Annotated in this window: 22 protein-coding genes and 1 riboswitch; of the genes, 20 read left to right on the top strand and 2 right to left on the bottom strand. The window is 55.6% G+C overall.

Going from position 1 to position 23,930, the window contains the following annotated elements:
- Positions 1-230: 230 nt before the first annotated feature.
- From ACHZCX_RS18995 to ACHZCX_RS18980, 4 genes are all read left to right on the top strand, one after another.
- Positions 231-1,106, top strand: a complete 876-nt coding sequence (locus ACHZCX_RS18995) for a hypothetical protein (RefSeq protein ID WP_319588792.1) — start codon at positions 231-233, stop codon at positions 1,104-1,106.
- Positions 1,107-1,177: 71 nt separating this feature from the next.
- Complete coding sequence (locus ACHZCX_RS18990; RefSeq protein WP_319588791.1) at positions 1,178-1,495, top strand: hypothetical protein; 318 nt, start codon at positions 1,178-1,180, stop codon at positions 1,493-1,495.
- Between the two features lie 63 nt (positions 1,496-1,558).
- The gene (locus ACHZCX_RS18985; RefSeq protein ID WP_319588790.1) at positions 1,559-2,203 is read left to right on the top strand and encodes a hypothetical protein; all 645 of its coding nucleotides are present in this window, start codon (positions 1,559-1,561) and stop codon (positions 2,201-2,203) included.
- Positions 2,204-2,315: 112 nt separating this feature from the next.
- A complete protein-coding gene (locus tag ACHZCX_RS18980) occupies positions 2,316-3,062 on the top strand; it encodes a hypothetical protein (protein WP_319588789.1) in 747 nt (248 codons plus the stop codon).
- Between the two features lie 37 nt (positions 3,063-3,099).
- On the opposite strand, the gene ACHZCX_RS18975 is transcribed toward ACHZCX_RS18980, so the two are convergent.
- Together ACHZCX_RS18975 and ACHZCX_RS18970 are read right to left on the bottom strand one after the other, a co-directional pair.
- Positions 3,100-4,140, bottom strand: a complete 1,041-nt coding sequence (locus tag ACHZCX_RS18975; protein WP_319585981.1) for an IS481 family transposase — start codon at positions 4,138-4,140, stop codon at positions 3,100-3,102.
- A gap of 341 nt (positions 4,141-4,481) precedes the next feature.
- Positions 4,482-5,629, bottom strand: a protein-coding gene (locus ACHZCX_RS18970; RefSeq protein WP_319585211.1) for an IS3 family transposase whose coding sequence is annotated in 2 segments (ribosomal slippage) — positions 4,482-5,371 and positions 5,371-5,629 — 1,149 coding nt in all. Because the reading frame shifts where the segments join, the coding sequence is not laid out codon by codon here.
- 702 nt (positions 5,630-6,331) lie between these two features.
- On the opposite strand from ACHZCX_RS18970, the gene ACHZCX_RS18965 reads away from it, so the two are divergent.
- The 16 genes from ACHZCX_RS18965 to ACHZCX_RS18890 all read left to right on the top strand — a co-directional run bounded on the left by ACHZCX_RS18965 (position 6,332) and on the right by ACHZCX_RS18890 (position 23,909).
- On the top strand, positions 6,332-8,254 hold the full coding sequence (locus tag ACHZCX_RS18965; protein ID WP_319588788.1) for an autotransporter domain-containing protein: 1,923 nt from the start codon (positions 6,332-6,334) through the stop codon (positions 8,252-8,254).
- 89 nt (positions 8,255-8,343) lie between these two features.
- Entirely contained in the window at positions 8,344-8,817 is a 474-nt protein-coding gene (locus tag ACHZCX_RS18960) for a TIGR03067 domain-containing protein (protein WP_319588787.1), read from the top strand.
- A gap of 186 nt (positions 8,818-9,003) precedes the next feature.
- Positions 9,004-9,963 (top strand): hypothetical protein, encoded by a 960-nt coding sequence (locus tag ACHZCX_RS18955; RefSeq protein WP_319588786.1) that lies wholly within the window; start codon positions 9,004-9,006, stop codon positions 9,961-9,963.
- Positions 9,964-10,059: 96 nt separating this feature from the next.
- Positions 10,060-11,207 (top strand): IS3 family transposase gene (locus ACHZCX_RS18950; RefSeq protein ID WP_319585211.1). Its coding sequence is split into 2 segments (ribosomal slippage): positions 10,060-10,318 and positions 10,318-11,207, totalling 1,149 coding nucleotides; the frame shifts between segments, so codons are not numbered across the junction.
- Between the two features lie 340 nt (positions 11,208-11,547).
- A complete protein-coding gene (locus tag ACHZCX_RS18945) occupies positions 11,548-11,874 on the top strand; it encodes a transposase (RefSeq protein WP_319585208.1) in 327 nt (108 codons plus the stop codon).
- Positions 11,875-11,948: 74 nt separating this feature from the next.
- On the top strand, positions 11,949-12,890 hold the full coding sequence (locus tag ACHZCX_RS18940; RefSeq protein ID WP_319586764.1) for an IS3 family transposase: 942 nt from the start codon (positions 11,949-11,951) through the stop codon (positions 12,888-12,890).
- Between the two features lie 46 nt (positions 12,891-12,936).
- Positions 12,937-13,413 carry a tyrosine-protein phosphatase gene (locus tag ACHZCX_RS18935; protein WP_319588785.1) on the top strand — a complete coding sequence of 159 codons (477 nt, stop codon included), beginning with the start codon at positions 12,937-12,939 and terminating at the stop codon, positions 13,411-13,413.
- A gap of 159 nt (positions 13,414-13,572) precedes the next feature.
- On the top strand, positions 13,573-13,956 hold the full coding sequence (locus ACHZCX_RS18930; protein ID WP_319588784.1) for a gamma carbonic anhydrase family protein: 384 nt from the start codon (positions 13,573-13,575) through the stop codon (positions 13,954-13,956).
- A 19-nt stretch (positions 13,957-13,975) separates the two neighbouring features.
- Positions 13,976-15,220 carry a histidine--tRNA ligase gene (gene hisS / locus ACHZCX_RS18925; protein ID WP_319588783.1) on the top strand — a complete coding sequence of 415 codons (1,245 nt, stop codon included), beginning with the start codon at positions 13,976-13,978 and terminating at the stop codon, positions 15,218-15,220.
- 44 nt (positions 15,221-15,264) lie between these two features.
- Positions 15,265-15,397, top strand: a riboswitch (cyclic di-AMP (ydaO/yuaA leader).
- A gap of 37 nt (positions 15,398-15,434) precedes the next feature.
- Positions 15,435-17,666: an APC family permease gene (locus ACHZCX_RS18920; RefSeq protein WP_319588782.1), complete on the top strand. Its 2,232-nt coding sequence runs from the start codon at positions 15,435-15,437 to the stop codon at positions 17,664-17,666.
- 92 nt (positions 17,667-17,758) lie between these two features.
- A complete protein-coding gene (locus ACHZCX_RS18915) occupies positions 17,759-18,292 on the top strand; it encodes a type 1 glutamine amidotransferase domain-containing protein (protein ID WP_319588781.1) in 534 nt (177 codons plus the stop codon).
- Entirely contained in the window at positions 18,285-19,214 is a 930-nt protein-coding gene (locus ACHZCX_RS18910) for an ABC transporter ATP-binding protein (RefSeq protein WP_319588780.1), read from the top strand. The genes ACHZCX_RS18915 and ACHZCX_RS18910 overlap by 8 nt, the downstream gene beginning before the upstream one ends.
- A gap of 12 nt (positions 19,215-19,226) precedes the next feature.
- Positions 19,227-20,981, top strand: a complete 1,755-nt coding sequence (locus ACHZCX_RS18905) for an ABC transporter permease (RefSeq protein WP_319588779.1) — start codon at positions 19,227-19,229, stop codon at positions 20,979-20,981.
- On the top strand, positions 20,978-22,111 hold the full coding sequence (locus tag ACHZCX_RS18900) for a hypothetical protein (RefSeq protein ID WP_319588778.1): 1,134 nt from the start codon (positions 20,978-20,980) through the stop codon (positions 22,109-22,111). The genes ACHZCX_RS18905 and ACHZCX_RS18900 overlap by 4 nt, the downstream gene beginning before the upstream one ends.
- Entirely contained in the window at positions 22,002-23,111 is a 1,110-nt protein-coding gene (locus ACHZCX_RS18895) for a VCBS repeat-containing protein (RefSeq protein ID WP_319588777.1), read from the top strand. Before ACHZCX_RS18900 ends, ACHZCX_RS18895 begins: the two co-directional genes overlap by 110 nt.
- A gap of 171 nt (positions 23,112-23,282) precedes the next feature.
- Positions 23,283-23,909 carry a DUF445 family protein gene (locus ACHZCX_RS18890; protein ID WP_319588776.1) on the top strand — a complete coding sequence of 209 codons (627 nt, stop codon included), beginning with the start codon at positions 23,283-23,285 and terminating at the stop codon, positions 23,907-23,909.
- Positions 23,910-23,930 lie beyond the last annotated feature (21 nt).

Genomic DNA, 23,930 nt, shown 5'->3' with positions numbered 1-23,930 from the left:
GCTCTTGCCAGCATCGTCTTAACTGGCAAAGTGGTTGATCCTCGATAAGTGTTTGGCGCAGAGTCACTCTGTCGTCGAATATGAAACCCAAGTCAGGGCGCGCTTCATCGGGCAATTGGTCGGATTGTACCGACCACAGAGTGATAAGTTCATCGCTCCCGGATACCTTTATCCGTTGACAACCGGGGGCCTTCTAAGTGTTAGGTATCGGGAGCTTTCTCAAATCCTATATGGGCGACGTCGAGTCGTGGGCGACCTATGAGGAGACCGACGCCAAGCACGAGCGGCGCAAGAAGGTGATTGAACGTGGCGTCGATTTGATTTCCCACGTCCTGAAGGATCCGGATTGCAGGCGAGCCGTCATTGTCAGCCATAGCCTTGGGACTGCCGTGGCGCATGACACGCTGCTGGAGGCGGTACGGCATAATCGAGCCCATAATGCTGCTGATCCCATTACAGGACCGATCCCACTCGACAAGATCAAGCATTTCGTGACGCTCGGGAGCCCAATCGACAAGATTCATTACTTCTTCGAGAGCTACAAGAGCAGTTGTCACAGGTACAAGCGAGTTGTGGAAGAGTTGCGCGGCGATATCGGAAACGCCCCATTTTCACGAAACAGGAAACCCTATATCCATTGGATCAACTATTGGGACGAAGGTGACATTATCAGCGGAGCCTTACACTCCCCAGCAAACCGAACGGAGTTAAAGCACCGGGTCGACAACGTCCATGTCTCGAACCTGCATTTTCCTGATCCTGCCGGGTCGCACCTGGCCTACTTTGATAACCGTCGCGTTATTAGTGATTTGTTCAAAATTATCTACAAAGGAGCATATGACTTCGCTGACGCACCGCTTGTTCCAACCATCGGTTATGACTACGAAAGCGTCTTTCTAGACACAGAGGACAAACCTGGACGAGTGAAGTTTTATGCCATTTCAGCGGTCTTAATTCCCTGGCTGCTGTTGCTAGGACTGATTTTCCGATTCCTTGATATCAATATCGGTGCGATGGTTTTTTGGTCGCTAGCGGCATTTTCTTCGGCATTCGTTTTAATCGGCTTTCTATTCGGAACAATGCGCGGACACCGGCTACCGCTTTGAGGCCTATCCTTGTACGGAGAGCCCAGTTAGCAACAAGTGGTGGGCTACAACGAGATTACATTGGAAAATATATGATACGTATTGTGATCTTATCCATTTGTTTCGTTTTTGCTTTTATTAGTAGTGGGCCAGCAATAGCACAAAAAGGATCTAGTATCAGAATGGCTTCGGCCTCTCTAACTGAGCAATCCGCCGACATCAACTTACAAAACAGAGTCAAACATGCTGAACTTTTGAGGATAGATGCAGAACGAACTAAATTCGAACTTGAGGCCAAAGAAATTGAACGACGGCTAAGCACAAAATGGTGGCAGCAATCTACTCTTGCTCAATACCTTGTTGCTATTTTGATCACTGCGGCACTTCTTTTTGGCTGGGCTCGGACCTAACTGGAGCCGATTCTGCACCGAGAGTCGGAATTGAATGCACTAACAGAACGACGTAACGAGACATTGAACGCTCTTCTTGAAGCTGAAAATAAAAAGCTACTAGCCGAACGCACTTTGCTTGAGGAAGGTAGAGAAGAACTGAAAACGGATAGGGATAGATTGAGTGATGACAGTAAGCACTTAACGAAAGAACTAGATACGCTATTGGTACAGCAGAAACTGCTAAAGAGAGTAGTGTCTGGATTAAATATAGCCGTTGATCAAGCAGCGAAAGGAGGAAGCTCTTTCTTTTCGATCCTAAACAATGGTGATCCTATCAATAAGCTCCAGGATTCCTACGGATGGAAAATGTGGAGCGATAACTATTTTGGTTGGTTGGGTTACTATATCGTTATGCAGCATCCAGACGTGATCCAAGGTGGAAGAGTATTCGTAGGGCGTGTTATGGAAATGGAAGCCCTTAAACGAGACCGGCCTGACACGTGGCGCAAGGAAGTCGCCAGAATGAATGAACAAGGGCCAATTATCATTCTTGATTATACTTACTTTGCTCTACTCGTTGACGATCAGGCTCTTGTAGGCGGCGAGGTCTATAAGAATGAAGGAGACATTGTTGAGTTCCACGCACCATTGAGCGACTGGGCCAAGGAGCTGGATAGTCTACTTAGTGCATACAGCGGAACCCTTGACAAGGAAAAAACATCATGAATTACCCAACCAATCCAGCGGACGTCTTAAAGGAGCCGCTGATTTTACAGTTTGACCCGATCAAAATAAAACCATCAAATCCAACGTAATGAACACACAACTAGGAGTAATTATGGAAAAAATTTTAGTTATTCTGTTAATTATTCTTTCATCTTCGATTGTTCACGCTGAATCCATAGAAACAAAACCCTTCACGAAGGCTGTTGCAAGCGAAGTCGCCATCTATTCAATGATGGCATCGAATGCGTACGCAAATGACAAAGAAAAAACCCGTTTCCCGATAGAAATGCTTGGTTGGAGAAAAGTCGACCTCAAAGGAAAAACGGTGCAGGATACCAGAAATTCTTACACATCAAAGACATTTGCAGGGAGTATCTTTTCCAATCTGCAATTTGATATATGGGAGGATTCTAATTCAAACAAGACCATCATTGCCTTCAAGGGAACCAAAGAAAAAATTGATTGGGTAAACGGGAATTTGGCGATTGGAATTTCTATTCCTTATAAGTCCGCAAAAAAACATGTACGAGAATACATCGACTCACACCCAGACAGAAAAGTTAGCGTTACAGGGCATTCACTTGGTGGCGGGGTCGCTCTGTCGGTATCCTTCTGGGAGGGGGTTGATGCAATAGTCTTCAATACATCGCCAAGAATCTTCGATGGCTTAAATAATGCCAACGAGTCGGCATATCGGCTAACCGTATTTCAACAGAACGAGATTTTGCAAAAAATTAGAAAATGGTATCCGAAGTTCCTGAAAAAAATTAATCCAGACCAGATTGTTGAGACAAACTTCAATTACCCCGGGGGAACTTCGCACAGGAGCGACTTCTTAGCTGTAGTAGTTAGGACTTAATCTGACAGTTGCCAGTTTTTTATTGGTGTCTGTCAGGTCAAATTTGATTCAATTTTTTATCCTGCCAAAATTTTATTCCATCCTCAAGTGTTTCCAGTGGAGTCCGCCCACAGCACATTTTCCCCTGATGGGTTCTTTGGGTGTTGTAGCGGCCCAGCCATTCATCGAGATCTTTTTGAAGTTCCTCTATTGTAGCATAGAGTTTTTTGCGAAAAGTCACCTGGTAGAATTCATTGAGGATGGTTTTATGGAACCGCTCGCAGATTCCGTTGGTTTGCGGTGACCGGGCCTTGGTCTTTGTGTGCTCGATATCGTTCACGGCCAGATAGAGCTGATAATCGTGCGTCTCCACCTTGCCGCAGTATTCCGTTCCCCGATCCGTCATGATCCGCAACATTGGTAGCTGATGTTCTTCAAAGAATGGCAGCACCCTGTCGTTGAGCAGATCAGCGGCGGTAATCGGTGTTTTGGTGGTATAGAGCTTGGCGAACGCCACCTTGGAATAGGTATCGACAAAGGTCTGCTGGTAAATTCGACCCACACCTTTGAGCGTGCCGACATAAAAGGTGTCCTGGGAGCCCAGATAGCCGGGATGTGCAGTTTCAATTTCGCCAGAGGCAAGGTCATCATCCTTTTTCTTCTCAAGCGCCTGCACCTGTGCCTCGGTGAGGATCAAACCCTCCTTCGCCACCTTGCTCTCCAGTGCTCGCAAGCGATCCTTGAACCGCCCCAGTTGATGACGCAGCCAGACACAACGCACCCCGCTTGGAGAGATGAATATACCCTGCTTGCGCAGTTCATTGCTGGCCCGCACCTGGCCATAAGCAGGTTGTTCGACTGCATAGGCAATCACAGCCGCTTCCGTCATCTCCTCGACACGGTTTTTGATGTTGGGCTTGCGACGGCTTTTATCGATCAGCGCTTCGATGCCACCGTTACCAACAGCCGCCTTGTAACGGTAGAAGGTATCTCGGGAAAGACCCATGATCTTGCAGGCCCTCGAGACATTAGAGAGTTCTTCCGCCAGATTGAGCAATCCAATCTTGTGTTTTACGATTCGTTCGTTACCATGCAGCATGAGGGTTGCCTCCATTTGTTTTGATGGTTGGTTCGCACCATTATCAAAACTGGTAACCCTCATTTTTTCAAGTGAGGTGTCAGGTCAAGTCGAAACTATTTCATCTTAGCTGAGGGTTTACTTGCATGCAGTACGGAACCTGAGTTGCAAAAAGTCACTAAGGGAATGCACTTATCAATTTCGTGTTACCTTGAATAATAATTTCACAAGGAGGTCAACCAGACGGCAGGGAGCCGTGTTATGTTGAGCGCGTCCAGTCCCGTGACTGAGGTGGTCGGGGTTTGTGAGACATCCTGAGGTGTGAAATAAGCAATGTTGCTTTTATTATACAGTTACAGGCCTCAGGCTGCCTTGCTCAATTGTTCGATTCGTTTTGAATAAGCCTCATTTGGAGTCTGCTTGTCAAGTGACGAATGTTTTCTTTTCTCATTATACCAGCCGAACCAGGAAGTCAGATCCTTGACAAGCTCAGTTCCCGTTTCGTATGACTTCAGGTAGATCCTTTCGTATTTCAGGGTGCGCCAAAGTCGCTCGATAAAGATATTGTCCTTGAATCGTCCTTTGCCGTCCATGCTGATTTTGACGTTCCAGGCCTTGAGGACTGAGGTGAACGCTTCGCTGGTGAATTGGCACCCCTGATCAGTATTGAATATCTCAGGAGCGCCATATTTAAAGAGAGCCTCTTTCAAAGCCTCAACGCAAAATCTGGTGTCCAGAGTGTTGGATAGTCGCCAGGCGAGAACCTTTCTGGTGGCCCAATCCATGATCGCGATCAGGTACATGAAACCCCGAGCCATAGGGATGTAGGTGATGTCAGTCGCCCACACCTGATCGGGCCTGTCAATGGTCACTCCCCGGAGCAGATAGGGATAGACCGGATGCTTCGGCTGTCGCCTGCTGGTGCCCGGCTTGGGAGCTAAAGACTCGATGCCCATGACCCGCATTAAGCGACGGACACGACCTCTTCCCACCACGAGTTCGGGAGTTGTGAGGTGATCAGCAAAGGAACGGCTCCCCATCCAGGGGTGCTCAATATAGAGTTTGTCTATCCGGGCCATCAGTTCCAAATCACCAACACGTAGACCGAAGCCAAGGCCGCGGTAATAGTTGGAACGAGGCAGTCCGAAAAGCTGGCAGCAACGCTGAACAGAAACTTCAGGATGTCCCATAGCGATCACCTGTTGTTTCTGCGCCCGGCCAAGTTCAGACCGGGCAGATTGGCTAAAAAATCGTTCTCAACCTTGAGCTTGCCGATCTGACGGTGGAGCTCGGCCACTTCGGCCTCATGGTTGACTTCTTTCTTCTTGCCCTTGCCAAAAAGCTCAGAAGCGTTCTTGGTCAGATCCTGCTTCCAGCGGGTGATCTGGGTCGGGTGAACCCGGTACTCAGTAGCCAGTTCAGCCAGAGTCTTGGACTCCGACAGTGCGGCCAGGGCTACTGTGGCCTTAAATTCTGCGCTGTGACGTGGACGATGAGGTGGGTTTGACATTGAACTTCTCCTTGCAAAATAGGTTGGTTCATTGCTTATACACCTGTCTCAATAATCGGCACCTCTTCAGACCGCTACTGGTTGCCTTTGACGTTGAGTAAAGATTTCTCTGAATATGTTCACCGAAGATAAACCTCTTGCAGTAATTTGGCTCTGACCTCTTATTCCTCTTTTTGGAAGAACTGAAATCGGTCCCCAGGTTGCTTGGTTTTCGATTTGGTTTTCAAAACCCGAATTGTAAATATGTATGATTCTAAATAAGCTTCGGGAAATTGCCTAGCTTATCTTCCAACTACTCTCCGCGCTCTCACCTATGCTTTTTTATTCGGATAAGAAAGGCATTATGTGTTCGATTTTTGAATTTTTCCACTTTTGTGTACAGCAGATTCCACTTTTATGTACAGCATGGCATGGTATCGATTTTGAGGTAAAGGCTTCGGGAGATGAGAATTTGTTTAGAAACAAAGGCAAAACAGCAATAAAGGATAACGTGATGCTGATTGTGTAATATGGCGCAGTTATTGTAAATAAATCTTGAAGTGTCTAAGTATAATCGGCCGTTAATCACCAAACACGGGAGAATCTTCGTTTAGATGCTGGTTGAAACTTCAACTTTTTCGGGGTGCTTTAATAATAGAATTCTTACCTGAAAGTTCGGTCATTAAACGCCATCTTTAAGAAAAATTTATCAGGACCGTCATTATGCAAAGAACAAAAAAAATCTTTCAAATAACTGCGCTGGCCGCAGTCACGTCGGTTAGCACACTCACTGCGGCCAGCGCCTCTGGTTACAATCAATTCATTGGCTTTGGGGATAGTACAATGGACAGTGGCTATTTCCGTTATAGCCCGACTGGTGGATCTCCACTCTTACCTCCCGGCGCCTCAATCGATGTACTTATTGCTGCGACGGTAGCTGCTGGCGGCAGTGGTGCTTTCATGGGACCCGGAGTTGTGGATACAATCCAGATTGCTCAGAAATTTGGTCTTGCCGCAAATCCAGTTACTATGCCTGGTGGAGGAACAAATTACGCAAATGGCTCTGCACAGACGTACTCGACAACACAAGACAACGGATTTGCAAATGGTTTGTATAACAATGTGCCAGTTACCGCTCAGGTCACAAATTATTTAGCGTCTGTCAACGGTCATGCCAACCCGAATGCGTTGTATATGTTCAGCATTGGCGGCAACGATCTCGCGTGGCTTGATGCGCAGGTTGCTATCGATCATGCGGCGTATATTCGTTCGTTATCAAATGCGCTTTCTTCAAGCATTATTTCGTTACATGCTGCCGGTGCCCAGCACATAATGGTCCTGAGTCCCTATTCATATGCTCGGACTGTGGAAGAGAATGGTTACGTCTCTCCAGCGAATCAGACGAATATTGAAGAGTCGTCGGCTTATGCATCACAAGTTCGGACAGCCCTTCAAGCCGCTGGTGTAAACTTCATCCCTGTAGATATTGAAGGTGTGCTGAAATATGTCTCGCAGCATCCAACACAGTTTGGTTTTACGCCGGAAAGTGTTCTTGCGAAGAATCAAGCTTGCGGTCCAGCTTCGGCGTTAATCTGCTCTCCAGCTCAACTTGTGTCTCCGGATGCAGAACAGACGCATCTTTGGTCAGACTCACATCATTTGACTACTGCTGGACAGACGATTGAAACTGATTTTATGTACAGCTTGCTGACAGCTCCAACTAATATTTCATTGATTGCTGAAGCTCCAATTCAGAGCGGTCTCTCCAGAAACGCAACTATTCAGCGACAAGTTGAGCTTTCCGGAATGGGCCGTGGCCAGATTGGCATCAACGCTTGGGCTTCGGCTGGTTATGGATATACGAAAACCGAGACCGAGTCGTATTTTCCAAGTGACTCTGGCAATCCGTTTCAAGGGACGATTGGCGCCGATTATCAAACAGTTTCTGGAATCGTCCTTGGCGGAGCTCTTACGGCCGGTTATCAGTCTCAGGACTTTTCCACTGGTGGCGGTTTCGATCAGGATGAGCAGACCATGAGTTTTTATTCAGCCTATCAACATGAGCAGTACTGGGGCAATGTCATTGCATCCTATGGTTTCCTGCAGAACGACATCAACCGCTCGGTAAAACTCGGCATCTTCACTGACCAAAATGACGGTGAGGCAGATGGACACTCGATTTCCCTGGCATTACGCGGCGGCAGCGATTTCAAGATCGGTCAGTTCACTACGGGACCGGTCGTGGGAGTTCTTTTTCAAGAGACACACATTGACGGTTTTACTGAAACCGGGACGACAGGCGTAACCGCTTTGTCGTTCAACAGCCAAACAAGGGAATCGCAAGTGACACAATTGGGCTGGAGAGGATCGATTGAACTCGGTAAATGGAAACCGTTTGCCGAAGCTACGTGGAATCACGAATGGAACGACGATGATCGAACGGTGACAACGACACTCACTTCGGTATTGGCTCCTTCGTACACCACACTGGTCACTCCCGTTGCTTCTGACTGGGGAAATGCGACGGTTGGCGTCTCGTACAAGATCAGCCCGAAAATTCTGCTCTGGGGTGCCTTTTCAGAAGTCTTCGGATCCTCTGAGAATACCAACTATGGCGGAGAGCTAGGGCTGAGCGTGAGTTTCTAATTTGTTTCCGAGTACTTACTTGGATCAGATCGTTTCTGATCATTAGGGGTGCAATCTGCGCTATACAAAATCAACAAAGGAGAAGGGTTATGCGTTCGAAGATTTTCGTATTTGCAACCGTTATGACATTCTTATGGTCAGCATCGACGTTTGCTGTCGCACAAACACAAGAAAAAAGTACTGAAGCAGAGCTTCAAAAATTTCAAGGTACTTGGGTAATGATCTCAGCTGAGATGGACGGGAAAAAGGTGCCTGAAGAACATGTCAAACAGAATAAAATCACCTTCGTCGGGAACAAGGTCGAACTCTTCAGTCCTCATCAACATAAAGAAGTGATCGTTGCCTCTATAACGAAACTGGATGTGACCAAAAATCCCAAGGAAATGCATTGGGTCCGCCTCAATGGCCCTCATGCAGGGAAGACTGTGATTTCAATCTATGAATTTGAGGGCCCAGATCAATACAAGGTTAGCTTCGATCCTGCTGCACTGACTGTGCCCAAAAAGTTTGGCACAGAAACGGGATCGGGACATATTTGGCACAATTGGAAGCGGTTAAAATAATAACCACGAACGCCGGCTTTTGAGCGGAATCTGTCTAGTTCTGGTGCGAGCGAAGCTCGTGACCAGAGGGCTAGGCAAATTTCCGCTCGAACGCCCTTGATAGGCGGAGCGTGAGCGGAGCCTGTCAACGACAACCAAGCGGAAAGTGTGATCGGCCCTTATGCCGCTCTCACAAGGAGTCAAACCATGAATGCTCGCGACTTTAAAATTCGTGGCCAGAATTTTTCTTTCGTTACACTCGCACTGTGTGCAGCGATACTTACTGGTTGCGCGACGACTAACTTTGCTAATCCTCCAGGCGTCGTTCGAGCATCAACATTGCCTGATCTTAGCGGCCTGGCTTGGGTTAAGGATGACCTCTTTATCAGCGTCCATGATGCCAAACGCAATTCGGAGAAAAAACACTGGCCCCGGGTCAGCCTTGTGCGTCTTCCTAAATCGGAGCTCGAGGGAGTCACCTGGCAGTCTCTGGATTTAGAGTTTCCTGGACCTGATGGGCCCAGCAGCGATTTGGAAAGCGTTAGCCGTATCCCGGGCGGTAGGGGATTTTTGTTTGCTGAAAGCGGCCAGGAAGGCGAAGGGGCTCGACGGATTTTCTTTGCTGTGTACGGTAATGATACGCTGAAGATAGAGTCTCAGATTCCTTGGCCTGTGCCCATCGAGAACGTAGAAGCCACCGAGGTTTGCCAAATTGGCCAGCAATTGGTGTATCTGTACGCGGAACGTGCGGAGGGCCTTGCAGCAACGAAAATCAAATGGGCCACGCTTTCATTGCATCCGCTGGAATTCGGACCATTCAAGGAAGTTACTTATGAAGGAATCGATCCTGTCGGGAAGGGGGCTCGGCCCATTGTAGCTTTGGCGGTTGACAACGATGGTTTTATATACAGCGCATCTGCCTATGATCCGGGAAACGATGACGGTCCGTTCCGAAGCGTAGCTTGGCGGATTGGAAAAGTGATTGCTGATAAAAATGGCAATCCACTGGTTCAACTGGGTGAGAGTAAGAGGCTGGCGACCTTGGATGGATTGAAAGTTGAGAGCATCACTGTGCGCGAATCAGAGGCGAGTGGCAAGCAAGTATTCGTAGGAACAGACGATGAGCACTATGGTGGAATAATTCGTCAGCTTCCAAGTGTGCCTTGAAGCAGCAAGACCTTGATGGACGCCCCCTGAAGAGGTGCCGATTATTGAGACAGGTGTATAAGCAATGAACCAACCTATTTTGCAAGGAGAAGTTCAATGTCAAACCCACCTCATCGTCCACGTCACAGCGCAGAATTTAAGGCCACAGTAGCCCTGGCCGCACTGTCGGAGTCCAAGACTCTGGCTGAACTGGCTACTGAGTACCGGGTTCACCCGACCCAGATCACCCGCTGGAAGCAGGATCTGACCAAGAACGCTTCTGAGCTTTTTGGCAAGGGCAAGAAGAAAGAAGTCAACCATGAGGCCGAAGTGGCCGAGCTCCACCGTCAGATCGGCAAGCTCAAGGTTGAGAACGATTTTTTAGCCAATCTGCCCGGTCTGAACTTGGCCGGGCGCAGAAACAACAGGTGATCGCTATGGGACATCCTGAAGTTTCTGTTCAGCGTTGCTGCCAGCTTTTCGGACTGCCTCGTTCCAACTATTACCGCGGCCTTGGCTTCGGTCTACGTGTTGGTGATTTGGAACTGATGGCCCGGATAGACAAACTCTATATTGAGCACCCCTGGATGGGGAGCCGTTCCTTTGCTGATCACCTCACAACTCCCGAACTCGTGGTGGGAAGAGGTCGTGTCCGTCGCTTAATGCGGGTCATGGGCATCGAGTCTTTAGCTCCCAAGCCGGGCACCAGCAGGCGACAGCCGAAGCATCCGGTCTATCCCTATCTGCTCCGGGGAGTGACCATTGACAGGCCCGATCAGGTGTGGGCGACTGACATCACCTACATCCCTATGGCTCGGGGTTTCATGTACCTGATCGCGATCATGGATTGGGCCACCAGAAAGGTTCTCGCCTGGCGACTATCCAACACTCTGGACACCAGATTTTGCGTTGAGGCTTTGAAAGAGGCTCTCTTTAAATATGGCGCTCCTGAGATATTCAATACTGATCAGGGGTGCCAATTCACCAGCGAAGCGTTCACCTCAGTCCTCAAGGCCTGGAACGTCAAAATCAGCATGGACGGCAAAGGACGATTCAAGGACAATATCTTTATCGAGCGACTTTGGCGCACCCTGAAATACGAAAGGATCTACCTGAAGTCATACGAAACGGGAACTGAGCTTGTCAAGGATCTGACTTCCTGGTTCGGCTGGTATAATGAGAAAAGAAAACATTCGTCACTTGACAAGCAGACTCCAAATGAGGCTTATTCAAAACGAATCGAACAATTGAGCAAGGCAGCCTGAGGCCTGTAACTGTATAATAAAAGCAACATTGCTTATTTCACACCTCAGGATGTCTCACAAACCCCGACCACCTCACCCTAACTCTACTCCCAATCGACAATACATGTAATGTTGGTAAAAGATTCACCGGATAAGAAGCTTCTCTGCTGGCGTAACGTATTATCTGCATTTACTTTTTAGTTATTAAAGCCACCGATTCCACTAAGCCCATCAAGTAATTTAAAGGCTACGCCTGTGTGGTTTTCCCCACAACCAATACAGAGTAATAACTATAAAGAATCAAACAAAGTGTCTTGGTTCAACGGGAATAGGACTTTTGAGCTGTTCATGATAAACCATTATGAACGGAGGAAAGTCCATGCGAAAGAAACGTCACAACTACAGCCCTGAAGAGAAGGTAATCATCCTCAAGCGCCACCTGGTTGGCCGGGAAACGGTATCGGATCTCTGCGATGAATACCAACTGCAGCCGAATACATTCTACGGTTGGCAAAAGCAGTTTTTCGAAAAGGGAGCTGCTGCTTTTGCCCTAGAAAACAAAGACTCCAAGAAGGTACAAGAACAACGAATCCATCAGCTTGAAGATAAATTACGTCGGAAACACGAGGTTCTTTCCGAGTTACTGGAGGAGCATATCCAGTTAAAAAAAGAACTTGGGGAGCTCTGAATGGTAGCTGGGTTCCTCATGATACACGTGATACCGTTGTTGATTTCAGCAAGCATTGGAGCAAGAAAGCTGAAGTGGCCCTGCAAGAGATCATCGCTTGGCTGGCCGTTTCCAGGAGCAAGTTTTATGCATGGATCAAGCGGTACGGCAAGGCCAACGAACATAATGGGCTGATCCCCCGGGATTTCTGGCTTGAACCTTGGGAACGGGCAGCGATCGTCAATTTTGCTGTCAACAATTCCCTTGAGGGGTATCGGCGGTTGACGTTTATGCTACTGGATCAGGACATCGTTGCCGTCAGCCCCAGCAGCACCTGGCGAGTTCTAGGCCAGGCAGGGTTGCTGCAGAAATGGAACCGGAAGAAAAGCCTCAAGGGCACCGGCTTTGTGCAACCGCTCAGGCCCCATGACCATTGGCATGTGGACATTTCTTATATCAACATCTGCGGCACATTTTATTATTTGTGCAGCATTCTCGATGGATGCAGTCGTTTCATTGTCCACTGGGAGATCAGGGAACAGATGACGGAAATGGATGTGGAGATCATCCTGCAACGCGCCAAGGAGCACTTTCCCGAAGCCCGGCCAAGGATCATTTCAGATAACGGGCCACAATTTATTGCCAAGGATTTCAAAGAATTCATCCGTATCTCGGGAATGACGCATGTGCGGACATCGCCATATTATCCGCAGTCCAACGGCAAATTGGAACGGTTCCACGCAACCATCAAGGGGGAATGTATTCGTCCCGGTGTCCCGCTTTCCCTTGACGATGCCCGAAGAATGGTTGAAGGGTTTATCCATCACTACAACAACGTCAGGTTGCACAGCGCCATCGGATATATCGCGCCGATGGACAAATTGAACGGCAGAGACCAGGAAATATTCAAAGAGCGAGACCGGAAACTGGAAAAGGCCAGGGAACTGAGAAAGAAAAAACGACTTCGTGCCTACGGCCCAATCAGCCCAAGGGGAGATAACACGAACACCCATACCCCCTTAATGCAAACAGCTTGAATGTCCATTTCCAACTGAGGCGGAACAAAAGGATCTCTGAGATATTTTGAAGAACGTATACTCTCTGGTTGCCACAATATTACTCATATCTCTGTACCATTCGCCAGCATGGGCACAAAATGAAATTTCGACGCCATATTTAACTTCAGCTAAAAACTTCCGCGATATTGCCGGGATTTCCATAACCTATGGTGGAACCGGATTTGCCAATGATACCAGCCATAACGGGATTATGCGAACGGGAGTCTTTTATCGTTCCTCAGAACTCGGAGGACTCAATTCTAACGATCTCGTAACTCTCTCGAATCTTGGAATCTCCCGGGTAATGGATCTCAGGACTCCTTCTGAGATTTTGGCTTCGCCTGAGGTACACTTGAACGGAGCCAGCGAAGTAAATTTCAATATATTTGGCACCTATAAGTCAGTGACCACCGGCAAAGCCGGTGGCTTGAAAGATTGTGAACCGCTCAAAGCGGTATATTCAACAGATTCTCTGACCACCATTCGGTGGTCGACTATCTGAATAGTTGCAGTTGCTCGACGCGATGGTCTTCTTGTTCTTGCTGGCATCTTCCCGAAGGTTGCCTCCTCTGCATATATTGACCAGGCAGCCACCGTCATCGGCGACGTCACCCTCGGTGAGCGCTCTTCGGTCTGGCCCGGCGCGGTTCTGCGCGGCGACGTGAACCGCATCGAGCTTGGCGACGACACCAACATCCAGGACGGCTCGGTGCTGCACGGCGAGCTGGACCGCTACCCTGTTATCCTGGGCAGCCGCGTGACGGTGGGGCACATGGCGTGCCTGCACGGCTGCGTGATTGAAGACGACGTGCTCATCGGCATCGGCTCGATCGTGCTCAACGGCGCCACGGTGGGCCACGGGTCGATCATCGCCGCTGGAGCGCTGGTGCCGGAAGGGATGCAGATTCCGCCCGGTTCGATGGTGATGGGCGTGCCGGCGAAGGTGCGCCGCCAGGTGAGCGAAGACGAGCGCGCACGCTTCGGCGAGAACGCCCAGCGCTACATCCGCTACCGCCAGCAGTATCGCGACGAAGCGGCGCACTAGGCCCGCAAGGTACCAAAACATGATCAAAGCAGTTCGAGGCACGCGCGACATCCTGCCGCCGGCGTCCGCGCTCTGGAACCACGTCGAGGCCGCCACGCGCGAGGTCTTCCGCACGTTCCATTACCACGAGATCCGCACGCCGATCTTCGAAGAGACGACGCTGTTCGCGCGCGGGGTGGGCGAGGAAACCGACATCGTCTCCAAGGAGATGTACACCTGGGAGGACCGCGACGGCAGCTCGCTGACGCTGCGCCCGGAGAACACGGCCTCGGTGATCCGCGCCTACATCGAGCACCGCCTGGACCAGGTGCCCGGGCTGAAGAAGCTCTACTACATCGGCCCGATGTTCCGCCGCGAGCGCCCGCAGAAGGGGCGCTACCGGCAGTTTTCGCAGATCGGCGCCGAGGCGATCGGATCAGAATCGCCCGCTGTCGACGCCGAGGTAATCGAACTGGCGCTGGAGATTCTGGTGCGCTGCGGCGTGCAGCGCCCCAAGCTGCTCATCAATTCCGTGGGCTGCCCGAAGTGCCGGCCGGTGTTTGTCGAAGCTCTGCGCGAGCAACTCCAGAGCGTGAAGCAGACGATGTGCCAGGACTGCCAGCGCAGGGCCGACACGAACGCCCTGCGCGTGCTCGACTGCAAGGTGCCGGAAGACCAGAACACGATCGACTCGCTGCCCTCGATCCTCGACCACCTCTGCGCGGGCTGCGCCGGGCATTTCGAAACGGTGAAGGCGCTGCTCGACGCACGCTCGATCGACTACGAGATCCGCTCGCGCCTGGTGCGCGGGCTCGACTACTACACGCGCACGACCTTCGAGGTGGTGCACGGCGCCCTGGGCGCGCAGAACTCCGTACTCGGCGGCGGCCGTTACGACGGGCTGGCCGAATCGCTCGGCTCCCGCGTGGCCGCGCCCGGCATCGGTTTTTCGATCGGAGAAGATCGCCTGATCATGGCGGTCGAGGAGCACACTCCGGCCGGCACTTTTGCGAAGCTCGACGTATTCCTGATTGCCATGGGCGACGCCGCGCTCGGCCACGCCGCCCTGCTGGCGCGCGATCTGCGCCGCTCGGGCGTGGTGGTCGAGGTCAGTTCAGACCACAAGGTGAAGCGAGCCATGGAGACGGCGAACAAGCTCAGCGCCCGCTACGCGCTCATCCTGGGCGACAACGAGATTGCCGCCGGCACCTACGCGCTGAAGACCATGGCCTCGGGCGAGCAGCGCGCGCTCACTCGGGACGAGTTGTTCGCGGCGCTGCGCTAGCGGCGTGCCCAAACCGCTATCTTGCGATCTCTCCCTCGGGTGCTACCCTGGAAGTGCCGAACGCCAGATGTGGCGGCGGGGGACCCAATCTCGGGGCGCAGCGCGGTGCCGCACCGCGCGGGGTACTTTTCAGCCCTAGCCCGACAGCTAACCTCGCAGGCGAATTGAAGAGCCGCGGCCCGGGTGTGCACGGGCGCGCGAAAGGAGCCCGACCGTGAACCCAGGTTCACCGACGGCGGTGACACCACAACGCGTGGTGGTCGCCTCCACCGTCATGCTGTCCTTCATCAGTTTCTGGAGGGCGGCGGCCATCGTCCTCTCCGACCTCGCTTCGTCAGCCTACTACGCCGGCGGCATTGCCGAACAGGCCATCGGCAAGGCCGCGCCGTGGTTCATCCTCGGCATCATGCTGTTCAGCTACGCCGTGCGCGCGGTCTATATCGAGAGCTGCAGCATGTTTGTGCGCGGCGGCGTCTACCGCGTAGTCCACCAGGCGATGGGCGGGACCATGGCCAAGTTCTCGGTTTCGGCGTTGATGTTCGACTACATCCTCACCGGTCCCATCAGCGCCGTCTCGGCGGGGCTCTACCTGGCCGGACTCATCAACGAAACCTCGGCCCATTTCTACCACCGGCCCGAACTCGTGAATCCGAGCCTGTTCGCCGTGGTGTTCGGCATCGCGGTGACCATCTATTTCTGGCGCCAGAACACCATCGGCATCCACGAATCGAGCCAGAAGGCGCTGCGCATCATGCAGATCACCACCGTGATGGTGGTCACCCTGATCGCCTGGTGCCTCTACACCGTCCTCGCCAAGGGCTTCCAGCCTGTCCCCCTGCCCTCAATCGCCAACCTGCGACTGAACCACGAGAGCCTGGGCTGGCTGCCGGGGTCGTGGGCCACCATGTTCCCCGCCATCGCCATCATGGTCGGGCTGGGCCACTCGCTGCTGGCCATGTCCGGCGAGGAGTCTCTCGCCCAGGTGAATCGCGAGATTGCGCACCCCAAGCTGAAGAACCTCGAACGCGCGGGGTTCATCATCTTCATCTACTCGCTGCTGTTCACGTCGCTCGTCAGCTTCTTCGCCGTGATGCTGATTCCCGACGCCGAACGCCAGCACGCGCTCGACAACCTGATCGGCGCCCTCTCCATGAACCTGGCCGGCCCGCTGCCGCTGCGCATGCTGTTTCACGGCTTCGTCGTGTTTGTCGGTGCGCTGATCCTTTCCGGCGCCGTCAACACGGCCATCATCGGCTCCAACGGCGTGCTGAACCGCGTGGCCGAGGATGGCGTGCTGCCGGGCTGGCTGCGGGTGCCGCACCACAAGTTCGGCACCACCTATCGCGTCATCAACCTGATCGTGATCCTGCAGTTGTTCACCATCGTTGTCTCGCGCGGCGACATCATGGTGCTCGGCGAGGCCTATGCCTTCGGCGTGGTGTGGAGTTTCTCGATGAACGCGCTCTCGGTGCTGGTGCTGCGCTACAAACAGCCCGGCGGGCGCGAGTGGAAGGTGCCGCTGAACTTCACCGTGCGAGGGCGCGAGATTCCAGTGGGCCTGGGACTGGTGACGCTGGCGCTGTTCTCGCTGGCCATCGTGAATGTGGTGACGAAGAAGGTGGCCACGATCTCGGGCATCTCCTTCACGCTCGCCTTCTTCCTGGTGTTTGAGGTCACCGACATCCTGAACAAGCGGCGCATGAAGGCGCAACACGAGGATGCATCGCACGAGCGGTTCCGCCTCGACGTCAACGAGGACGTGACCTCCGGCACCCTGGACGTGCGCCCCGGCAACGTGCTGGTGGCCGTGCGCAATCCCCATCGCCTGACGCACCTGAAACGCGTGCTGGAGAAGACCGACACGGCCAAAGTCGATATTGTCGTGGTCTCGGTGCGCCGGGTCACCGGCGACGACCTGTGGACCACCAACGAGCTGTTCGCCGAGCGCGAAACCGAGGTCTTCACCCACGTGGTGAGCGTAGCCGAGAAGGCCGGCCGCCCGGTGAAACTGCTGGTGGTGCCCGGCAAAGACGCGGTAGAGGCGCTCGTGCAGACTGCGGCGCGGCTGGGCTCGGCGCGCATCGTCGTCGGCACATCACCGCGCCAGACCATTGCCGAGCAGGGCCTGGAGGTGGGCCGGCAGTGGGAGAAGCTGCCCGCGCCGCGTCCGGCGCTGGCCCTGGAGGTGGTGCCCGACAGCGACGCCAAGTCGTCCTTCGTCAACCTGGGTCCGCACCCGCCGCGGCTGTGGCCGGAAGACATCGAACTGGTGCACGAGCTCTGGCTCGATTTCGGCAGTGCGCTGCCGCATCGCAAACTGCATCACCGTGACGTGGTCGGCTATGCCTTGCGACGCCTGAAACAGGAATCGCAGACTGAGCAGCGGGACGTGATTCTGAAAGAGATTCGCGGCGAGTCCGACTCCGACGCAGGCCGCGCGGCGTAGATCGCGGGCGACCGGCTGGCGCAGCCTGGCGTGGGGAGAAAGGGCGGAACTTCCGCGTCTCGGCACTCGTCTTCCCAGCTACACTGAGTTCTATGATCCTCCAGGGTAAGAAAGTCGCGATCTTCGTTGACCAGCTCTACCAGGAAATGGAAGTCTGGTACCCGTATTACCGCCTTGTCGAGGCGGGCGCAGTTGTCGATCTGGTTGCCGCCGAGGCCGGCAAGTCGTATCCATCCAAGCTGGGCTACCCGTGCGTCTCGCACAAGTCCTACGACCAGGTGAGCGCCGCCGACTATGACGGTGTGGTGGCTCCGGGCGGTTTCGCGCCCGATTTCATCCGCCGCCACCCGAAAGCCAACCAGTTCATCAGCGACATGGACGGCCAGGGCAAGCTCGTGGCCGCCATTTGCCACGGCTTGTGGTGCTGCTGTTCGGCCAACGTGCTGCGCGGCAAACACTGCACATCGTTTTTCGCAATTAAAGACGACGTCGTGAACGCCGGCGGCATCTGGGAAGACAGCGAGGTTGTCGTGGATGGCAACCTGGTGAGCGCGCGCAAGCCCGACGACCTGCCCGCGTTCATGCGGGCTGCCATGCATGTTCTGACTCGCAGATCCAATGCCTGAACCATCCGCTATCTCCGTTCGTGGACTGAAGAAGAGCTACGGCAGCTTTGAAGCCGTGCGCGGCATCGAGTTCGAAGTCGCGCAGGGCGAAGTGTTCGGCCTGCTGGGGCCCAACGGGGCCGGCAAGACCACCACCGTCGAGATTCTCGAAGGCCTGCGCCAACGCAGCGGCGGCGACGTCAGTGTGCTCGGCTACGATCCGGCCGCCGAAACCATGGCCGTCAAGGACCGCATCGGCGTCTCGCTGCAGGCCACGAACCTGCCCGAGAAGATGCAGGTGCAGGAGGCGACCGAGCTATTCGCCGCCTTCTACTCGCGCTCCACCGACATCGCGGCGCTGCTCAAGCGGCTGCAGTTGTGGGAGAAGCGCGCGGCGCACTACTCCACGCTCTCGGGCGGGCAGAAGCAGCGCCTGGCGCTGGCTCTCGCCATGGTGAACGAGCCGCAGATCGTCTTCCTCGACGAGCCCACCACGGGCCTCGATCCGCAGGTGCGCCTGGAGATCCACTCCCTGATCGAGGAGCTGCGCAACCAGCAGCGCACCATCCTGCTCACTACGCACTACATCGAGGAGGCCGAGCGGCTCTGCCATCGTGTGGCCATCATGGACGAAGGCCGCATCATCGCCATCGGCACGCCGCGCGAGCTGCAGCAGAGGGTGCTCGGCCACGCCCGGGTGGAGGTGGCTACGGTGGCCCCCATGCCCGACGAACCGCCGGCTGACTGGCCCGCTGAGTTTCCGCTGCACTTTTCCGCCGACCGGCGCAAGGCCACGGTCTCCGCCCCCAAGCCGGCGCGCACCGTGGTCGACCTCGTCAAGTGGCTCGAGGCCGCCGGCGCCGAGCTGGACGACCTGCACATCAAGCGGCCCACGCTCGAAGACGTCTTCATCGAGCTGACCGGCAAAACCCTGCGCGACTGAGTCGAGAAACCCATGCGAGCCTACCTGGCCTACCTCAAGATCACTCTGCGGCTGACCATGCGCGACCGCCTGGTGCTGTTCTTCAATTACCTGTTCCCGCTCGTCTTCTTCATTGGTTTCGGCGAGGGCTTCGGCGCTCGCTCGAGTGGCGGCGCGGCCAGCCAGGTGCTCAGCATGGTGCTGATGTTCGGCGTGCTCGGCACTGGCTTTTTCGGCGCCGGCATGAGGGCCACCATCGAGCGCGAGACCGGCATCCTGCGCCGCTTCAAGGTGGCGCCCATCACGCCGGGGCCGATCCTGGCCGCGGGCATCATCACCGGCTGGCTGCTGTTCCTGCCCGCGGTGTTTCTGTTCCTCGCCCTCGGCCACTGGCGCTACGGCATGCCGTGGCCGACGAACCTGCTGTCGCTGCTCATCATCATCAGCGCAGGCGTGATCTCGTTCCGCAGCATTGGCATGATTATCGCTGCGACGGTCAATTCCATGGCCGAAAGCCAGATCATCATCCAACTGCTCTACCTGCCCATGCTGATGCTCTCCGGCGCCACGGTGCCGCTGAGCGTGATGCCGGAGTGGCTCCAGACGGTGGCGCAGTTCCTGCCCTCGACGCATCTCTACCTGGGCATGCAGGGTGTGCTCGTACGCGGCGAAACGGTGGCCCAGAACCTGGAGAGCCTGGGCGGGCTGCTGCTGGCCACCGTGGTCGGCTGCCTGCTCTCGATGAAGCTCTTCCGCTGGGAGAAGGAAGAGAAGCTGAAGCCGAGCGCAAAGCTCTGGGTGCTGGCGGCGCTGGCGCCGTTTCTGCTGATCGGCGCCTGGCAGATCCACAGCCGCACGAATCTGAATAAGACCAAGCAGCTGGCGCGGCAGATGCGCCGCAGCCAGTCGTGGCTCATCCGTGACGCGCGCATCTTCACCGGCACTGGTAAGGTGATCGAATCCGGCGCCATCCTGATCAAGGGCGGGCGCATCGCGCAGATCTTCGAAGGCGCGTCGCCAGACGCCAGGAGCCTCAATGCCGAGCCCATCGAGGCCAACGGCAAGACGGTGATCCCTGGCCTCATCGACGCTTCCGTCACGCTCATGCTGCCCGGCACCGGCGCGCCCGACATGCAGGGCGACCGGCTCACCAAGGCCATGGAGCGCGCCTTGGCGGCGTATCTGTATTGCGGCATCACAGCGGTCGCCTCCGCGCCCGATCCGCAAGCGATCGCCGGCGGGCTCGAGCCGCGCCTCGCCAGCGGCGAACTGCTGGGCGCGGATCTGCTGCTGAGGCCGCAACCGCTGCCCACTCTGTCGCTTGTGGCCGCCGAGATCGAAGCCGGCAACCCGGCCATCGTCAAGGACAACCTGTTGCAGCAGGTACTCACACCGGCGCAGATGGCGCAGGTGCGGGCGCTCGCCGCGCGCTTCACGCCCCGCACCGCGGCGCATCCTCTGCCCACCCCGGACTCCATCCCCGCCAGCCGCTCCGGCCTGCCGCTGCTCGCACATGGCCCGGTGCTGCACCACGAACTGCAACTGTGGGTGGAAGCGGGCATGGCGCCGCGCGACGTTTTGCTGGCGGCGACGTCCAAAGCGGCAGCGGCCCTGGGCATCGCCGATCGCACGGGCAGCCTGACGCCGGGCCGCGAGGCAACGCTCGTGATTGTCGAAGGCAACCCGCTCGAAGATATCGCGGCCACCGAGCGCATCTGGTTCGTGCTCTTCAAGGGCGAGCACGTGCAGCGTGAGGAATTGCTGAAGGTGGAGAAGGATTCGAAATGATTTCCCCGTACAAGTCTTGCCTGGTGCTGGCCCTGGCTCTGCCTCTGCCGGCAGCGCTGCTCGCGCCGGGCCCCTGGACTCCTGTCGGCGGCACGACGGCCGTTTCCGACAGCAAGGTCACCCGCGGCGGCCGCTCGTCCACGCGCATCGAGCCTTCGTCCACGTTTGGCCAGGGCACCCTGCGCTCGGCGCGTGTCAAGCTGAGCGTCGGCAAACACTACGAGATTTCGGGCTGGCTGCGCACCGAAGGCGTCACCATCGAGGACGCCAACCGCACCGCCGTGGCCACCGGCGCGTCGCTCTCCATGTCTTCCCTGCCCTGGGATGTGCATTCGGAGTCGCTCGCCGGCAACCGCGAATGGACTCGGCTGTCGCTGCGCTTCCGTGCGACGCGTTCTGAAGACGCCATTGAGGTTCGCGTGGGCGCCGGCGGCGGCTTCCATGGCAAAGCCTGGGTGGAGGGCGTTTCGCTCGACGAGGCCGCGCCGGGAGAGGCGTGGCCGACGAGGCTCGCAGTGCAGTCGTTCGGGCCCGCCTACCGTTTTCCCAAGGCCGGCTGGATCCAGCTCCACATCGAGGGGCAGCCCTACGAGCGCGGCTTCCAGCACGGCTACCTGATGCCGGATGAGATCGAGGGCTACATCGATCGCTGCGCCGCCCAGATCTATCCGAAAGACCGCGCACTCGGCTGGCAGCAGGCCCGCGCCATCGCCGACGCCGTCTTCCTGCGCGGATTCGATGCGGAGATCCTCGCCGAGATGAAGGGCATCGCCGACGGCGCCGCGGCCGCCGGGGGTAAGTATCAGGGCCGCAAGATCGACCTGGTGGATATCGTGGCGGCCAACACCATCACCGAGATCGACCTGCTGGCACCGGCCGCGCACGCCGCTCCCACCGGCCTCGAGGGCCTCGGGCTCACGCCTCCGGCCTATTTTGACGCCAACAAACCGGTTCCGCCCGGAGAGCGCTGCTCGGCTTTCGCTGCCACCGGCAAGGCCACGCGCAACGGGCGCATGGTCATTGCGCACACCACCTTCTGGCCGCTCACCCTCGCCGAGCAGACCAACATCATGCTCGACATCAAGTGGCGATGGGCGCGCGGACATTCTTTCGGCCTCGTTCCTCGATGATCAGGTCGCCTGGTTCCGCAACGAGGGAGGATTCGCGCCGACCTTCACCCGCAAACCCATTTCGCTCGCCAGCGGCGTAAGCCAGGGGTTTGCCGATGGCGCGCTGGGCGTCCATGCGGCGGATCTGGACCACAACGGCACGGTCGATGTGCTCTCCGCCTCGCGCAATGACCGCAAGATCGCCTGGTATGAAAGCAGCGGCGGACCGGACCCGCAATTCACGCCCCACACGATCACCACCACGGCTGATGGCGCCATTTTCGTCACGGCCGCCGATTTGAATCAGGACGGCTACAAGGATGTCATCGCGGCCTCCCAATTCGACGGCATGATCACTTGGTACCCCAACACGTTGGGCATTCTGTCGGGCTCGCTTCACGTCACCTCGCCCAACGGTGGAGAATCCCTCCAGGGCGGGTCCGAGATCGAGATTGCCTGGCAGGCCCGAGTCGGACAGACCGGTCCCGAGGTTCGGTTGGAGCTTTGGAACAGCCAGGGGCGGGTCTCGGATCTGGGCTACGGTTGGGCCGCGGATGGCAACGGAACCATGAAGCTATATCTGCCCTTGGTGCCCGGAGGCGACGACTACCGGCTACGCGCAACCAGCACCAAGGACTCCACGATTTGGGATCAGAGCGACATGCCGTTTAGCGTGACCGGCGGGCCGCTGCGTATCGAATCGCCCAACGGCGGCCAGACCTGGCCCGCGGGCTCTTACCAGTGGATCGCCTGGCGCAGCAATGTCACGATTGCAGGCACAGGCGTGCGGTTCGAACTTTGGCGTGACGGCGCCTGGTTCTGCGACCTGGGCTTCGGCTGGGACCCGCAGGGCGTCGGAAACAGCCGGATCTTTGTCCCCAAATCGGTCTGGGCCGGGAAAAAATATAAGCTTCGGGTGATCAGCACCTGGAACCCCGCCTGGTTCGATGAGAGCGATGCCTTCATCACCATCCAAAATCACAATGCGGCCAACCCCGAGGCATGGGTGCATTACCGCTAGGCCAAACGTCTATATCCCAACCTCTCCTGCCTGATTCCGGTGACCCTGGGAACAGAATGGATCACTTCGCGCAACGAAACCTCTTGACGCGCATGGGGGACATTTCATCTAGTGGAAGGTTGAGGGGCGCCGCGCAAACCCGCCCACAGACGAAGCGAGGTAAAAGAGCTTATGCATTTTCCAACAGCGGACGCACTCGGCCTGCTCCGGATCGTGTCGATCCCGCTGATCAGCGCCTTTATCGGCTGGTTCACCAATGCGCTGGCGGTCAAAATGATTTTCCGGCCGCGCCGCGCCGTCAGGATCCTGGGGATTACGATCCAGGGGCTTGTCCCCAAACGTCAGGCCGAACTGGCGCGCAGCATCGGACATACGGTTCAGGATCACCTGCTCTCCCACGCCGACGTGCTTGAGATCCTGAACCGCCAGGATATGCAGGAGCGGCTGGACGAACTGATTCGCGAGCGGATCCGGGACTTCATGCAGAACCGGCTCAAGCTGTCCAACCCGATGCTGGGGGCGCTCATCTCCGGCTCGGTACGCACCAAGGTTGAATCGCTGCTGTTCGAGGAAGTGCGGCGGCTCGTGCCCGAGCTCTCCGAACAGATGATGAGCAAACTGGAGCAGGAGCTGGATTTTCAGGCCATCGTCGAGGACAAGGTCCTCAAGTTCGAGCTCGATCACCTGGAGCGGATCATCTTCGAGATTGCCGCGCGTGAGCTGTGGGCCATCGAGATCCTGGGCGGCGTGCTCGGCTTCCTGATCGGCCTGATTCAGGTGGCGTTTCTGTATATTTAAGCTAAAGTTAAGAGAATATGG

Source organism: uncultured Desulfobulbus sp. (assembly GCF_963662935.2).
Taxonomy (GTDB): Bacteria; Desulfobacterota; Desulfobulbia; order Desulfobulbales; family Desulfobulbaceae; genus Desulfobulbus.
This window is presented reverse-complemented; position numbering and strand designations above follow the sequence as displayed.

Coding starts and splice junctions, on each gene's coding strand:
- ACHZCX_RS18910 (WP_319588780.1), top strand. CDS start 18,285: ATGCCTGAACCATCCGCTATCTCCGTTCGTGGACTGAAGAAGAGCTAC.
- ACHZCX_RS18890 (WP_319588776.1), top strand. CDS start 23,283: ATGCATTTTCCAACAGCGGACGCACTCGGCCTGCTCCGGATCGTGTCG.
- ACHZCX_RS18955 (WP_319588786.1), top strand. CDS start 9,004: ATGAATGCTCGCGACTTTAAAATTCGTGGCCAGAATTTTTCTTTCGTT.
- ACHZCX_RS18995 (WP_319588792.1), top strand. CDS start 231: ATGGGCGACGTCGAGTCGTGGGCGACCTATGAGGAGACCGACGCCAAG.
- ACHZCX_RS18915 (WP_319588781.1), top strand. CDS start 17,759: ATGATCCTCCAGGGTAAGAAAGTCGCGATCTTCGTTGACCAGCTCTAC.
- ACHZCX_RS18975 (WP_319585981.1), bottom strand. CDS start 4,140: ATGCTGCATGGTAACGAACGAATCGTAAAACACAAGATTGGATTGCTC.
- ACHZCX_RS18980 (WP_319588789.1), top strand. CDS start 2,316: ATGGAAAAAATTTTAGTTATTCTGTTAATTATTCTTTCATCTTCGATT.
- ACHZCX_RS18900 (WP_319588778.1), top strand. CDS start 20,978: ATGATTTCCCCGTACAAGTCTTGCCTGGTGCTGGCCCTGGCTCTGCCT.
- ACHZCX_RS18965 (WP_319588788.1), top strand. CDS start 6,332: ATGCAAAGAACAAAAAAAATCTTTCAAATAACTGCGCTGGCCGCAGTC.
- ACHZCX_RS18945 (WP_319585208.1), top strand. CDS start 11,548: ATGAACGGAGGAAAGTCCATGCGAAAGAAACGTCACAACTACAGCCCT.
- ACHZCX_RS18905 (WP_319588779.1), top strand. CDS start 19,227: ATGCGAGCCTACCTGGCCTACCTCAAGATCACTCTGCGGCTGACCATG.
- ACHZCX_RS18960 (WP_319588787.1), top strand. CDS start 8,344: ATGCGTTCGAAGATTTTCGTATTTGCAACCGTTATGACATTCTTATGG.
- ACHZCX_RS18990 (WP_319588791.1), top strand. CDS start 1,178: ATGATACGTATTGTGATCTTATCCATTTGTTTCGTTTTTGCTTTTATT.
- hisS (WP_319588783.1), top strand. CDS start 13,976: ATGATCAAAGCAGTTCGAGGCACGCGCGACATCCTGCCGCCGGCGTCC.